Source organism: Acinetobacter sp. SwsAc5, from assembly GCF_013391485.1.
Lineage (GTDB): Bacteria > Pseudomonadota > Gammaproteobacteria > Pseudomonadales > Moraxellaceae > Acinetobacter > Acinetobacter towneri.
The window spans coordinates 83,602-96,961 of record NZ_JACAXD010000006.1; the positions used below are offsets into that span (position 1 = coordinate 83,602).

At 35.6% G+C, this 13,360-nt stretch carries 13 protein-coding genes; 8 read left to right on the forward strand and 5 right to left on the reverse strand.

The window, feature by feature from the left end:
• Positions 1-255 precede the first annotated feature (255 nt).
• Positions 256-954: a PIN domain-containing protein gene (locus tag HYG89_RS05015; RefSeq protein WP_178866370.1), complete on the forward strand. Its 699-nt coding sequence runs from the start codon at positions 256-258 to the stop codon at positions 952-954.
• Positions 955-1,155: 201 nt separating this feature from the next.
• On the opposite strand, the gene HYG89_RS05020 is transcribed toward HYG89_RS05015, so the two are convergent.
• Both HYG89_RS05020 and HYG89_RS05025 read right to left on the reverse strand, forming a co-directional pair.
• Positions 1,156-1,380: a hypothetical protein gene (locus tag HYG89_RS05020; protein WP_178866372.1), complete on the reverse strand. Its 225-nt coding sequence runs from the start codon at positions 1,378-1,380 to the stop codon at positions 1,156-1,158.
• A gap of 62 nt (positions 1,381-1,442) precedes the next feature.
• A complete protein-coding gene (locus tag HYG89_RS05025; protein ID WP_178866374.1) occupies positions 1,443-2,249 on the reverse strand; it encodes a hypothetical protein in 807 nt (268 codons plus the stop codon).
• A 158-nt stretch (positions 2,250-2,407) separates the two neighbouring features.
• On the opposite strand from HYG89_RS05025, the gene HYG89_RS05030 reads away from it, so the two are divergent.
• Together HYG89_RS05030 and HYG89_RS05035 are read left to right on the forward strand one after the other, a co-directional pair.
• Positions 2,408-4,339, forward strand: coding sequence for a hypothetical protein (locus HYG89_RS05030; RefSeq protein ID WP_178866376.1), 1,932 nt, complete (start codon positions 2,408-2,410; stop codon positions 4,337-4,339).
• Positions 4,339-5,223: a DUF6685 family protein gene (locus HYG89_RS05035; protein ID WP_178866378.1), complete on the forward strand. Its 885-nt coding sequence runs from the start codon at positions 4,339-4,341 to the stop codon at positions 5,221-5,223. The genes HYG89_RS05030 and HYG89_RS05035 overlap by 1 nt, the downstream gene beginning before the upstream one ends.
• A 53-nt stretch (positions 5,224-5,276) precedes the next feature.
• On the opposite strand, the gene HYG89_RS05040 is transcribed toward HYG89_RS05035, so the two are convergent.
• Together HYG89_RS05040 and HYG89_RS05045 are read right to left on the reverse strand one after the other, a co-directional pair.
• Positions 5,277-6,341: a hypothetical protein gene (locus HYG89_RS05040; RefSeq protein WP_178866380.1), complete on the reverse strand. Its 1,065-nt coding sequence runs from the start codon at positions 6,339-6,341 to the stop codon at positions 5,277-5,279.
• A gap of 49 nt (positions 6,342-6,390) precedes the next feature.
• Positions 6,391-6,891, reverse strand: a complete 501-nt coding sequence (locus tag HYG89_RS05045) for a hypothetical protein (protein ID WP_178866382.1) — start codon at positions 6,889-6,891, stop codon at positions 6,391-6,393.
• A 228-nt stretch (positions 6,892-7,119) separates the two neighbouring features.
• Between HYG89_RS05045 and HYG89_RS05050 the strand changes: the two genes are divergently transcribed.
• The gene (locus HYG89_RS05050) at positions 7,120-7,536 is read left to right on the forward strand and encodes a hypothetical protein (RefSeq protein WP_178866384.1); all 417 of its coding nucleotides are present in this window, start codon (positions 7,120-7,122) and stop codon (positions 7,534-7,536) included.
• A gap of 123 nt (positions 7,537-7,659) precedes the next feature.
• On the opposite strand, the gene HYG89_RS05055 is transcribed toward HYG89_RS05050, so the two are convergent.
• On the reverse strand, positions 7,660-8,004 hold the full coding sequence (locus tag HYG89_RS05055) for a hypothetical protein (protein ID WP_178866386.1): 345 nt from the start codon (positions 8,002-8,004) through the stop codon (positions 7,660-7,662).
• Between the two features lie 271 nt (positions 8,005-8,275).
• Here HYG89_RS05055 and HYG89_RS05060 point away from each other — a divergent pair, with 271 nt between their 5' ends.
• The 4 genes from HYG89_RS05060 (at position 8,276) to HYG89_RS05075 (ending at position 13,249) form a co-directional block, all read left to right on the forward strand.
• Positions 8,276-9,241: an ArdC family protein gene (locus HYG89_RS05060; protein ID WP_178866388.1), complete on the forward strand. Its 966-nt coding sequence runs from the start codon at positions 8,276-8,278 to the stop codon at positions 9,239-9,241.
• Positions 9,242-9,503: 262 nt separating this feature from the next.
• Positions 9,504-10,922 (forward strand): hypothetical protein, encoded by a 1,419-nt coding sequence (locus HYG89_RS05065; RefSeq protein ID WP_178866390.1) that lies wholly within the window; start codon positions 9,504-9,506, stop codon positions 10,920-10,922.
• Between the two features lie 163 nt (positions 10,923-11,085).
• Positions 11,086-12,489 (forward strand): hypothetical protein, encoded by a 1,404-nt coding sequence (locus HYG89_RS05070; RefSeq protein WP_178866392.1) that lies wholly within the window; start codon positions 11,086-11,088, stop codon positions 12,487-12,489.
• A 328-nt stretch (positions 12,490-12,817) separates the two neighbouring features.
• A complete protein-coding gene (locus tag HYG89_RS05075; protein WP_178866393.1) occupies positions 12,818-13,249 on the forward strand; it encodes a hypothetical protein in 432 nt (143 codons plus the stop codon).
• Positions 13,250-13,360 lie beyond the last annotated feature (111 nt).

Consider the following 13,360-nt stretch of genomic DNA (forward strand, 5'->3'; position numbering starts at 1 on the left):
AAGTATGGAGCATTGCTCTGATGTAATAAAGCCCTCACATTTATGTTTGGGCTTTATTCTTTTGTGCACAAAAAAATGAATCAACAAGTTCTGATAATGCACGTTTTTATTGTTCGTATTTACGCAAAAAATCCCTAAGTTTATTCTATGCCTTGCATTTTCTTATTCTAATCATTAGCAAATCAATTTTGATAGACAAAACCATTTATTTATCTTATATCTACTATTAACTGAAACAAAACATAATTGTATTGAATGAAAAAAGTATTACTTCTTGATATTGAAAACATCCCTAAAAATGAAAATCAGTTACTTGCCTATATCGCTCAGTACGCTTATGTTTATATTGTATACGCCAAGTCACCGACCGGTTTTACGTTGGATGCGGTAATGAAGCTAAACCAGTTCATTTCTACCGGACAGCTCACAATTATGAAGATGCCAAAGATCGGTAAGGACTCGGCAGATTTTGGATTGTCTTATTTAGCCGGTAAGCTCAGTACCCGTTTGTCTCACAAAGGATATTCATTCGAGATTATGTCCAAGGATAAAGCTTTGTCTTACATTGCTGATCTTTTAAAAATGGACGGATTTTCAGCTGAATTTATACCGGAACAACCAGTGAATATAATAGATAAGAAACCTCATTGTACGCCGGATCAGATTGCTGCGCTGCAACTCAATTTGCCTAACTGCAAAAAATACTGTGAATACTTAGAAAAGCAACAAAATAGGCCAAAGAAATTGCGGACTTTAATGAATTCATTGAAAGCTGTACTAAAACAGCCTGATATAAATATTGAGCAAGTTTTAGAAGATTTAATAGTCATGGAGGTGCTGCAAATTCAATCGAGCGCCGTGGTTTATAATGAGTCAAATATTTACAAAGTGATTAAATCTGATATGCCACTGGCAAAAGAGAATCGACCGGTATCAAACCCAGTGTATAGCTAAAATAAAGCCCTTTAAAAAAAGGGCTTTATTTTCATTTAAACAGTCTAAAGCTGCTTAGTGCTTGCATAATTGTTCATGTTGAAATGAAGAAATTGAAGATGGTGCACTAACCCACATATCATTATCTTTGAACATTAAAATCTTGAACTGGCTCAACTTAAAATCAATAGCTTACACCATACTTAATTGAATGAATTTACATTATACTTCTAAACTTGTTTTATTTTTTTTTACTGTAGTAAGCTTTGTTACAATGTAAGAAATTAATGAGAGTAAAGCTGTAATGTAAAAACCATATTTTAAGAACAGATGCGAATTAGTGCCATAATCTGTAAAAGTTATTGCAATACAAGCACTAAGCCCTGAAATTAAGAATAGCAAATAACAAAGAGCGTTTGCTATTTTATTAACTTGAATTTTATTCATACAGTTATACTCACAATTTAAGTTTAAATTATTAATGATAGTTTAAAACAATAATGTTCAGTTTACGACCCGATTGTTAATACACAATCATTAAATGTTCCATTTTTATTAAAGGTAAGAGCTGCACTTTCACGGCTCATATTATCACAATTTAATTCATCTGCTTTAAAAGAGTATAGAGCTTTCCCATTGTCATTTTTTGAATATACATAACTATAGATTGTCTTTTTGTTTGTATTCTTATGTTCATCATATACATAAGGTTGGAAAACTAGCTCTTTATAGTTATCAGATATATTTTTAACAGCATAAATATCTTTATCAGCTTTAGTTGTTTCTTTAAATAATTTGTTAAGTTCTTTTGTATCCAGTCTCAAGTCTGAAAAAGTATTTGGATTTAATTTTTGCTTTCCTTCAAATTTACATTGAGGTTCATGTTGAGGATTGACGTTATTTATATGGGTTTGAATGCTAGTTAAAGTCCCATTAGCATTAAAATAAGCATTCCCCATAACAAGATAAGAGAGCTTGCAGTTTGTAGAGACAGAGGTAACAGTGTATCTATACTTTTTCTTAACATAGTTTGTAGAATAACCATAAGAAAGAGTATTTGTAAGAGCCATATCGGAATCTTTAATATCTCTACTCTTAGGAATGAATATCACTGAACCGTAACCATCACCTGAAATTGTATGCAGAACATTTGGGTCGCTTTTATTCGCTTTATTAATAATCTTATGAACCTTATCAACATTCAATTTAATAGGGGTGAAATATTTTTGATCATAATCTGTTGTATAAGCATGAGTTACTATTGAAGTAAGTGTCCCTACTATAAATATTGAAAATTTTTCACTTATCCATACCAATCTATAAATTATAAATTGAATTATAAATATATTTTATTAAAAATGTAAGTTATACAGTGGGATACCTTAAAATTACTGTTAAGTTTGGTATATAACTATATACCACAAAAAGGGATGTGAGCTATAATCTAAATGTCAATAAATAGAGATTTATGTTTATGTCATTAACGCTATACGGCTTCTTTACCAGTTTGCAGAATGTTGACGCTTCCTTAAAGGGCCGTGCATCCTACGATCAAATCTATGACCACCTATTAAATTCTGAAAGTAAACATGCTTTAAAGACCATTATTGACCGCTGCAATCAATTTATGGATACAGGTATTGCTGCCAATCAAGCGGATCGAACATTTACCATCTGTGATGCGATCAAACTTGTTTTAAATGAACAGGGCAGTAAAGACCTGACGAATCTATTTAAAGTGCATATCAAGCACTACGGCGAATGGACTGCCGTCAATAAGAATTCTCGGTCGGTACTATCAAGGTTTAATGTTCTGTTTAATCGTGAATCCAGTCATTTTACCAAGTCAGACTCATCCCTAATTGAATCCCTTATTTACTTAGCGATTAAAGAATATTTCTTTCCTGAAAATCCGGATGAATTTACTACAGCTCAAATATCAAGGAAATTAACGACCAAAGAAAACAAAGGTCAGCTGATAGACCATGAGCTGTACGAATATAAGACTCAAGATGATGTGCTTATCTCTGTCACAAATTATATTGCTCGATTTTGGGCTATGCAGAAAACAGAACTTTGCCAAGACCTAAATAGTGACATTCAAAAATTTGCATTAAAAATCCATGATGAATTTCTCAGTATTTTGGATCAGGATATGGTTGGACTACTTCGCTATATCCAAGAACCTTCAAACCTGATTAATTATACAGTCTTGTATTCAACACTCTCCAAATACAAGGAATCGTTAATTAAATGGAAAGCCGATTCGGTTCAACGTCTTGTCTATGCACTCCATTTTCAAGATGGTCAGGAGATTACTCCGGACAATCCGGACTATTTTTCTTATACAACGCTATTGGGCCAAGACCAATACAGAACTTTCCTTGATAAAGTCTCTGTGCGCCGTGTATTTCAGCTTGATCTTCCTCTATTAACTCAGCTATTAACCTGTAGTGTTAATAATTACAGTAACTACAAGGCTTTCTTTGCAATATGGACTTACTGGTTTGGTCATACCAAACATACCCAAGTGAATCCTAATGTCTTTCGGGTTTTATCGAGTATAAATATTCATGACTTTTTCCAAGTCGATAACCCGCTTCATGTGAAAGTATTGCGTGATCATGCCGTTGCTTTATTCGATATTCTTTATAGCTATCTAGCTGACCAATATGCTGAATTTATCCATTTTGATACACCCCATAATTTCACACGCGCTTATGTATTCAATGAGTCATTTGACTACTACGATGCCGACCATTTACCAAAACATCTGAAAGAACAACGCAGAAAGGTAAACGCCGTCCTCAATGAAATAGCTGACTTTGTTCTTTATACGACACATAACAGCCTAGAGAACTCTAATGGATTAATGCCTAAAGAATCTTTCTATCCTAATTTGCAGCGAATTAGCACACGGACAACTCTGAATAGTTTAATTCGTAATGCCCATATTTGGCATGATCAGGCTTTAAAAAGACAAAAAGGGGAGCTGATTGAATGGAAGCAATTCAAGCCATTTAAAACTACTATAGATGGCTATACGTTCTGCCTACTCACTGATAGCCATCAGGTGTTTGAAGAAGCTATTACAATGAAGCATTGCCTATTCTCGACCTTTTTAGAACAAATCTGCTCAGGAACATATATTGCTTTTTCTGTGCATGGTAATAATGAGCGCGGTACGGTAGGAATTTCAATTGTGACGCATCACACTGGAACAAAACATTTAGTAATGCACCAAGTAAAAGGCGAGTCCAATTCTTCATTAAGTCATAGTGCTTTAATGGCTACTAAAAATCTTGTCGATCAGTTAAATTTCAATCCTGAACTTATCTACTATTCACGAAGCAATATTCCAAATCAGCCTAACTATTCGCATGAACTTAGTCAGGAGATTATCTAATGGAATCCCTGAAAGATCAGTTACTCACTCTTGAGCCAAATAAGGTAGCTTGGGTCAATAAAAATTCGATCTATCTTTATGATGTGGCGCAGCTGCATAAACTGAAAGAAATAGCCAATAATCATAACTATGATTCACCAGTCCATTACTTTACGACCTATAAAGATGTGGAACCTGTACTTAATGAACTGACAGATATCTTTCATGAAATGTTTGTAGAGATAAAATCCGGTGGCAAACTCGCATTTGATATTACTGAGGTCGGCGGGATCGGTGCATCAAAGTCAAATTTAATGGAATGTGGGTCCATAGCTCACTTTGTAGAGCGTTATTGCCGACCATATTTCAAAGTGACTAAAGAGGAACTTAAAAAAAATTTGGCTCATAGCGAAATCAGGATCATTAGCCAAGAAAAGACCAATGACAATATTCGCGTCTTTGGATGGAAAGACTGTTTATACCTATCGAATAGCGGCGGCTCACATCATTTTGCCACGGCGTTATATATAGCCAGTGAACTGAACATACCCGTTCCCCTGCAAGCAAATTTCAGCTTCATTACTATTGAGCCGGATGCGGTTAGAAAGTTCAACGCGGCATATAAAGCAATCCTCATTCCTAATCATGATTTTGCTTATATCTGTTCAGCTGTAAGTAGCTTGAATGTGTGCGCCGTAGCTTACCAGTTGCCGCAATACGCATCAGCTGATGCCACACTACTGATCTACCGGAAAGGGGCCGTAGAAAGCGAAATAGAGAACCATTTAACGGCCCTATATACAGATTTCAATAACGAATTACTTAAATTTTATTATGTGCAGCAAGAGAATCAGAAATTGCGAAAATTTCTAAAAGTTCAATCCGATGTATTAGAACAGATTTAAGAAATACGACTAATAAAAAAGCCTTACTCAGTAAGGCTTTTGCTTTATCAATCTCAGCACGAATACTGTGAGAATTCGATAGGTAAAATTTTATGGCGAATTAAATTCTTCAAGTCTTTCTTATTCATTTTAAGCATTTCATAGAACATGCTCCGGCCACGCAAAAGATTTACTACGACATTAAATAAGGCCTTTTCTTCCATGTAACTCACACCTTCGGGAAATTCTTGTTCAACATAATCAACGATTTCACAATACAGGGTGTGAATCACTTTGAATGATTTGGCCGGCAGCTGCTCAAGAACAAAATTTGATTCATAATCGAAAGCACCATTTTCATCTATTCCGACAATTGAAGCGAACAAGCGATTCCGGTTATCGATAGAGATCATCATTTCTTCGTCATCCTCAAGATCAATTGCCAATCGATCTTCTTCAAACAGCTCAATAACTTCGGTGGAAAAGATAGTAACGCAATCGTCATACGGTTTAGAGTTATCGAATTCTTTATCTAGCTGATTGCGTAATACGTGATTGCTAAGAGACTTCAAATAAAAGGTAGATAGCCCTTGAAGTTTATCTAACCTAACAAGTGCATCATCCTCAAAATCCATACCCATATCAAAGAAATGCGCACATAAAGCAATAACAGCATTGTAGTAGGCATGAACCTGATCTTCGGGGTCCTTGAGTAACTGATCTAGGGTATCTCGATTTGACAATACACCTTCAACAAAAACACTCGGAATAGGCCCAACCTCACCGTTTCCTTCGACCATGACTTTAAAATTGAGGTAGTGATCAAAGTCAATGATCGCTTTATATGTACCAGTAGGTAGCTGTTCAAAGCTATAGACTTCTGTGTGGTTTTCACGTTCCAGTACACAGATAAGGCGATCCTTAGAGTCGATACCCAATAGCAACTTGTGATCATCACTCAAGTTAATGCCTGCTTGTTCTTCCGGTGTCAGATCAAGCCCTGAGAACTCTATAATACTGCGAAGGGGTTCATCATAAATAATATCGTCTGCATCAAGCTGTATTTGTTGCCGCACCTTTGGCGAGAGAAAGGATGATAGCTTGAACTTGGTTATAGACTGTTGTGATAGAAAGCTCATGGCTTGAAGCTCCAATTGTTGATAGATTGCTAGATGTACTTATCAAGGTTCAAAAATTGATCGTGATCGTGATCTTTTCTTCGTCTACGTTGAAGCTTTTGGCCAAAAGTTTTTTTGCTTCTTCAATACTTAGTTTTTCTACAGGCGGTGTTTGAATGCGATCCTGATCCTGTGCGCTGTCCAGTTTAGTAAATTGGAGCTTGGTAATGTCAATATCTAAATCTTCTAGGGTACGGTATGCAACTGGATTCCGGTTGCCATCCCAACAGTCAGGGATATTAATGTCTGCATACTCACTGATATGGATAATCCAACGATCATCACATTCCGGTTCCGCTGATTTACTAACACCTGAAATCTTTCCAACTAAAAAAGCTGTATGGTGCGGCGCTTCCGGCTCACCCCAATTTTGATGTCGATTTTGTACGCATACTAGGTAGGGGCAATTGCCTGCATTGTGGGCATTTAAACGCCATGACTGGCTGCCACCTTCACGGAGTATGCGGGTCTTTCCACGGGCAGTAAGGACTACAACGCATTCATTTTTCATATAAATAACCCTGTACTAATTATAAATTTGATGATTTTAACTATAGTATAGGCATGTTTATATGTCTAGTATCTAATTAGTATGAGCTTGTACTAATGTAAAATTAGAAAAGATACATACTAATCTGCCTAAAATATAACATATACCACTTTACAGTAACAAAGTGTGATTGTTATAATCGGCTTGTAAGATAAAAATAATTGTTAATGTTGAAAGTGAGAATGTAAGATGAAGCCAGTAACTATAGATCAACATGAAAGCACCACTATGAATAATGTCGCTCTACGTGCGCTCATAATCTTAGCCATCCCATTTATAGCATTCGCCGTTTGCTTATCTTTGGGTATGATGACCGGTGTTTTCGCCGTGTTGCTAATCTCTTTTATCGGTTTTGTAATATTAGGACCGAAATTACTTGCGGATTTCCGTGAGCTTCACGATCAGAAGTTATATAGTGATATTTTAAAATCCGAAAAACCAATTTCAGTGCATAAGGCTCATGAAGTTATCCGGTACTTTAATGCGACTGTACTTCGCATCGATAGTCGGAAGGGTGTGATTCAGGTCATGGTGAATGGCGATAAATACACTATGAATGTTTATCCTGACACTAATGCGAAATTTAAACAGACTGCTAAGGTATAAAAATTCCAAAGCATAAAAAAAGCCCGTCATGACGGGCTTTTTGCTTTTCAATATTCGGGACTGGTTAATATGCCAGTATAAAAATGCAAAACCTTCAATAAATATCAGCGCCTTCCGTTCTGTCTACGATTGCAACCGAGAAATCGGCTGAACTTCATTGTCAGGCATACAACCATTTTCCTGAAAATCAGCACTATTCATATCTTCGATAGTTAAACGTAGATGTGATGCTTCAAAAACCATCTTCGCGGCATTCATATTTTTCATCATTGCCTGTGCACAGCCTAAGTAAGCCAATTGTAGTCCGACAAGATTATCTACAGAACTATTATCGTTTAAGTCACTTTTATTAATCTTCGCAGCCATGTATACAGCCTTCTCAAAAAGGATAGCAGGGGATACACCATATTCTTGTTCAAGTTTATTTAGGATCGCTTGGGTTTCTTCACTGATTTCGATTGTTGGCATATTCTGTCCTTCTTCTAATGATTAGCTTTTTACAATAAAAGTATAATCCAAATATTGCATAAATGTTTATTAATTAATAATACCTTTCGCGCCAATCATTCAAAAACGAATTGCTTTAGTCCTGATCATTGAGTAGGATAATCATTGTAAAGTCGCATTGATTTTGCACTCTTAACTATTCATAAGCTTTTAATTTTTTAATTGCTCAATGACGGTTAAGACTCGCAAAAGCGAACTTTTCCGTCATCCGAGCGTCAATCGGAGTAACACCATGACTAAATCTAACTCAATCAATAAAGAAACTGCTAAAGACAAATTTGCTGCTTTGGCTGATCAGATTGAAGCTCTATTTCTTTCAGGAAACTGGAAAATTCCTTTCGGTGCAGCTCGTCCGCATCGTAACGCTGCCACTGGTAAGCGATATAACGGAATTAACGCTTTCATTCTGACTCATCTTGCTAATGAACTTGGTTTCAAATCTCGCGAATGGGCCACATTCAATCAGATTAAATCGAAAGGTTGGTCTGTTGTAAAAGGTCAAAAAGGTTCTCCTGTGGAATTTTGGAGCACCTTGCAAGATAAAGAAACTAAAAAACCGGTTCTCAATGAAAATGGTAAGGAAATTTGGTTTGCCAAATATTATACCGTTTTCAACTTGGACCAATGTATTGATGCTGATGGTAATCCAATCATTTCGCAAGAATTGATGACTCTACCTGACTTGGCCGAACAACAACAAATCTGTTATTCACTTGCTGAAAAAATGGATGTCAAAGTTGTTCATCATCATGAATCAGGTCGTGCTTTCTACCTTCCTTCAAAGCATGAAGTTCATTTGCCAGTACCCGAAGAATTCCATAGTGAAGTTGGCTATATTAATACGCTACTTCATGAACTTGGCCACGCTACTCACCGGTACGTGCGTCCAGACTGGAAAAAAGATGTTTTTGGTTCAATTGATTATGCAAAAGAAGAAGTTGTTGCAGAGCTTACCGCTGTACTCGCTTCTTCTATGTTCGGAGTTGAAAAGATTCCATTAGAATCACATGCTGATTATATTTACGGATGGTTACAGGCTTCTAAAGAAGATACTAAGACTTTCTTTAAAACAGCATTAAAAGAAGCAAGTAAAGCTGCTTTTTTCATGTGGGATCAACTTTATCCTGAAGAAGCTTCTGTTGCATCTGTTCCAACAGATACCTCGGAATCTACTTCTGATGAATTAGTTAGTGCTTAATACTCACTAATCAATTTCAATAAAAAACCATTCAAAATTTATTTTGAGTGGTTTTTTTCTGCCTAAAATTCGCTAAGGGTCTTTTGCGGACTAAAGATTAGAGATTCACTGACCAATCAAATGTTGTTATATTGCTGATAGGGATGATCAACCTTGCTTGCGTAAGAGCTTAAACACATCAATTAATTTTGGAAAAATATATAGCTGCATACTCACCCATGCGACTGTTTAATCTTACGCCTGAATCGCTTGGACAAATAAAATGAAAATCTTTGATGATTTTAACTTTGAATCTAATGATTTTAAAACTCACGCCTACAACATTAAGAAAATATCTAACTGGTATTTCGGTCCAACTTTAGACGGCGAAAGTATTCCTGAAATTAATATTACGATTAATACCTGTTTGGAAATACTTGCAATCGCTCATGGCTTTAAAACGTACATAGCTCTAAAGACGGCGCTTACAACGAATTCAGGATTAGAATCAATCCAAACTAATCAAACCTATTTTGACCGGCTAATCAATGCTGATTTAAATGCCTTATTCGGGCTGAGTGAAATAGGGGTCGGCTTGGCCTATAGCCAAATTGATCATTTCTTTGATATGTGTGCGAGTTATATCATTGACGTAAATATGGACTTAAACACGCTCAATGGTCCATCAAATTTGAATGGTATTGTGCTCCATGCAGATGTTTCGGTGTTAAGGTTTTTTAATCTCAAAAATCGCTCTTTTTTAGCTGCTGCATTCCTCAATACGGTACTCGTATCTCATTATATATATGAGTTCCCATGTACTTTCACCTTACCTAAAAAGTACCTCAGACAATTTCTTTCATATCACTATTCTTTAAAGAATCTTTATACTTTTGAAAAATTTGATTTCACCTTTGATATGGTTGAATCACTCGATGTTAGAGGATCAAATCAATATGAGATTTTATTTGATATTCGGCTTGTGAATTTCTTAAATGAAAAAATCTATGGCTTAAATAAATTTGTTGGCCATCATTTTAATAGCGCTCATCTTATTGTTGATCAACCGCCGAAATCACCAAATGCAAATACAACCACCTGTGCAGATTTTATTGTACCTAAGCCTGACTATGAAATAACGTCAATACGCTATCCTGAGCTTGGAGAACAGCACTATAGGTCTATATTTGAAACCTATGTACTACCGACTACCTTTGGTGATCTATCGCATTATGCTGTGTCCTTGGCTTTAGATGATGACTATGATTCTGTTATTGAAAATATACATGAGGATTGTCTTAATTTATCAGAAGTTCTTGCTTTCTTAACACCTTGCAAAAGTGAAATAGAGTTCACTAGGCTAATAGATATAGATGGCCATAAAGCTGAGCTGCATATACGTGTATTACAAGACCTATTGGTTCACTATGCCGTCACCAATTCATATAACAAAATTGCTTTTGAAATCCTTGATATAAAAACTCATAGTAATGAATCTACCTTTAGCATTTCATTGTTCCATGATGACGTAGGCATACCAGTCAATATTGATTCATTCACTGTGATATCCCTCAGTTCAGGTGCTTTGCCTTTTAAGGACTATTACATCAAAAAGGTGAACCAAAAGCTCAACAGGTCCAAGTATGAAGTATCAAGATACTATAATCAGCTAATTGACACGTACGAGAAAAATTTAATCTAGTGGTGCTTGTGCCTGACCTGAAATTTAATTATATTTGGGTCAGGAGTGATCAACCTTGCCTGCGTAAGAGCTAAAACACATCAGTAAAAAACTTCTTAAATTGCATTTTAACTCATGCGATTTTTTTTAAACTTACGCCGTAGTGAATCGTTTGGGGAAAATAATGCAGCCTTTAGATTTTACTCGCACCTTTAATTTTGAAACCAACTCACTTCAAAATCATGCACACAATTTGGCCATGTTTCTTGCATGGGTAAATTTGCTAAAATACGATTTTAGCCCCAATCATTGTCTTACTATTCTTTCTTATGCTTATGGATACAAGAGCTTTACGGCTTTAAACGAAGCTATAAAGAAAAACGAAGTATTGGAACCATTACAGCCCAAAGATGTCTATTTAGAGCGACTCAGACAATCAGATTACTCATTTCTATCAGATTCCGGTCAAGTTCAAATATTTGACTATATTTTTCAATATATCGTTGCCTATATTTTAGATTGCAAGCTTGATCTGAACCTCCTTGGTAAAGACAGCCCGTTAAAAAGTATAAAGCTGTCTGCTGAAAAGACCGCAGTATCAATGCTCAACACGGATAAAATAAGCTTTATCAATTCATCTATCCTCAATACGCTAGTTGCATCAACCTTTGATCAAGGATTGCCTGAATCAATTACAATCGATCAAAACATTTTAGATATTTATGATCATGGCCAATCTATTTACTGCTCTTTAATGAATCAAAATAAACTACCTTTGAATCTTTTTGATCCTATAAATATTACTGATCTTGGATATGGGAAAAAGAGGGTGCAATTTTCCCAAGAATGTTTAGCTAATTACAAAAAATTGCTTGGTAACAATGGTTATGTTTTTTCAATAAATCACCTTGCGGAAAATACCTTTAAGGTCGGCAAGACATTCTCTAAATATCAATCTGAAAAGCTGATTGAGTTTACTGATCCCAAGAATCCTATTGGTCCAATCACAATAGATCAAAATGATTATAAATTTAGTCATGACGAAATTTTAGAAATCATCCGTACAAGACTTTTCAATATTTCTTTGGCAAATATAACTGAATTTCAACTTGATCTTAAATTAGGCTCAATTGGATTGAGTCAGGACAAGAATACGAAAATTGATTATGACTTATCTCAAAAGTTATTCCGGTGCTATCTCACATATATTCCTTTAGAGATTCTTTTCTCTGAACCTATTGTATGGAAAGGGGAGCAATATATTTTGGAATGCAATATTAAGCTTAACGTCAATACTTACTATGAAATTGATTGCATTCATAAGCCTAAAATTAAGGTTGGTAGTATTAGTTTAAATTCTGAAAAAGGAAGCGAAAGTTTCTTCACCTTGTATAAGGTTCAACAGGAGGAAATTGATCATCAGCTATTTACACTTATGACGATTAATCCTCCGAAAAAAATGCCTTATGAAAGTGTTTTTATAAAAGCCATCGATCAAAAACTTAATCAGCATAAGTTTCAATTGGCCTGCTTCTATGCACACTTTGAAAAATTAACCACTGTAGAGCCAGTAGTCGGAAAAGCCTAACCGAGAACCAAAACTTTTCAATGCTTTTCAAAATCCACTATTTAGGTATGTAGGGGTAATCCGAGTCAGCTCCAATATTTTTGTTGGATCAGCGCACTCTGATAACACCATTGATGTAAGGTCGGCCAAAGCGCCGTCCATACATCATCAGACATATAAAAAAACATATTGAACTATATCTATTCAATCTATACGATAACAAATGAAACATCGTGATTCATTTTGCTAATTAACTCAATTCTTTCAATATTTTTAATGTGTTAGATGACAGTTAATTTTTCGCAAAAGCGATCGTTTCTGTCATCCGAGCATCAATCGGAGTAACTTCATGTCAAGGACATCTAAATTCCTTCTAGTATCGCTTGCTATTGCGGCATACATCCTGATTTTTACCGGATGTTTATATGTGGTTTTCAGCATTTTTGGTGAAAATCTGATACCTGTCATTGGTCTGCTGATTCTGTTTAGCTTTGGCCTTGAGTCAATTGGTAAACGGTTCTCTGTAGAATCTAAAGTTCAGGTATGGAAAGATGCAATTCAAAGCAGTTGTGTAGGGCTGACAATCGCATTCATGGTCGGTTCCGTAGGCTACCAGTATGTGACTTCACACCAGTACCATCAGCTCTTTGTTGCGTTAATTTTCCTTGTTCTAGCAGCTCTTGTTGTTGGATCGGTGATCTATACTTTCAGAAATGTATTTAATACATACGGCTTTGATATTGGTGAACCTAAGATCAAAAAACAGAAAAAAGTTATCTAATCTCAGTTTAATCACTGTGATCTATTTGACTGAAAGCTATTTGGAATTTTCTAAGTAGCTTTTCTTCTGCAAGGGCTTGAACTGCATATCTACAACATCTACCATGGCTGT

Coding starts and splice junctions, on each gene's coding strand:
- HYG89_RS05050 (WP_178866384.1), top strand. CDS start 7,120: ATGAAGCCAGTAACTATAGATCAACATGAAAGCACCACTATGAATAAT.
- HYG89_RS05030 (WP_178866376.1), top strand. CDS start 2,408: ATGTCATTAACGCTATACGGCTTCTTTACCAGTTTGCAGAATGTTGAC.
- HYG89_RS05035 (WP_178866378.1), top strand. CDS start 4,339: ATGGAATCCCTGAAAGATCAGTTACTCACTCTTGAGCCAAATAAGGTA.
- HYG89_RS05040 (WP_178866380.1), bottom strand. CDS start 6,341: ATGAGCTTTCTATCACAACAGTCTATAACCAAGTTCAAGCTATCATCC.
- HYG89_RS05015 (WP_178866370.1), top strand. CDS start 256: ATGAAAAAAGTATTACTTCTTGATATTGAAAACATCCCTAAAAATGAA.
- HYG89_RS05055 (WP_178866386.1), bottom strand. CDS start 8,004: ATGCCAACAATCGAAATCAGTGAAGAAACCCAAGCGATCCTAAATAAA.
- HYG89_RS05020 (WP_178866372.1), bottom strand. CDS start 1,380: ATGAATAAAATTCAAGTTAATAAAATAGCAAACGCTCTTTGTTATTTG.
- HYG89_RS05045 (WP_178866382.1), bottom strand. CDS start 6,891: ATGAAAAATGAATGCGTTGTAGTCCTTACTGCCCGTGGAAAGACCCGC.
- HYG89_RS05060 (WP_178866388.1), top strand. CDS start 8,276: ATGACTAAATCTAACTCAATCAATAAAGAAACTGCTAAAGACAAATTT.
- HYG89_RS05075 (WP_178866393.1), top strand. CDS start 12,818: ATGTCAAGGACATCTAAATTCCTTCTAGTATCGCTTGCTATTGCGGCA.
- HYG89_RS05070 (WP_178866392.1), top strand. CDS start 11,086: ATGCAGCCTTTAGATTTTACTCGCACCTTTAATTTTGAAACCAACTCA.
- HYG89_RS05065 (WP_178866390.1), top strand. CDS start 9,504: ATGAAAATCTTTGATGATTTTAACTTTGAATCTAATGATTTTAAAACT.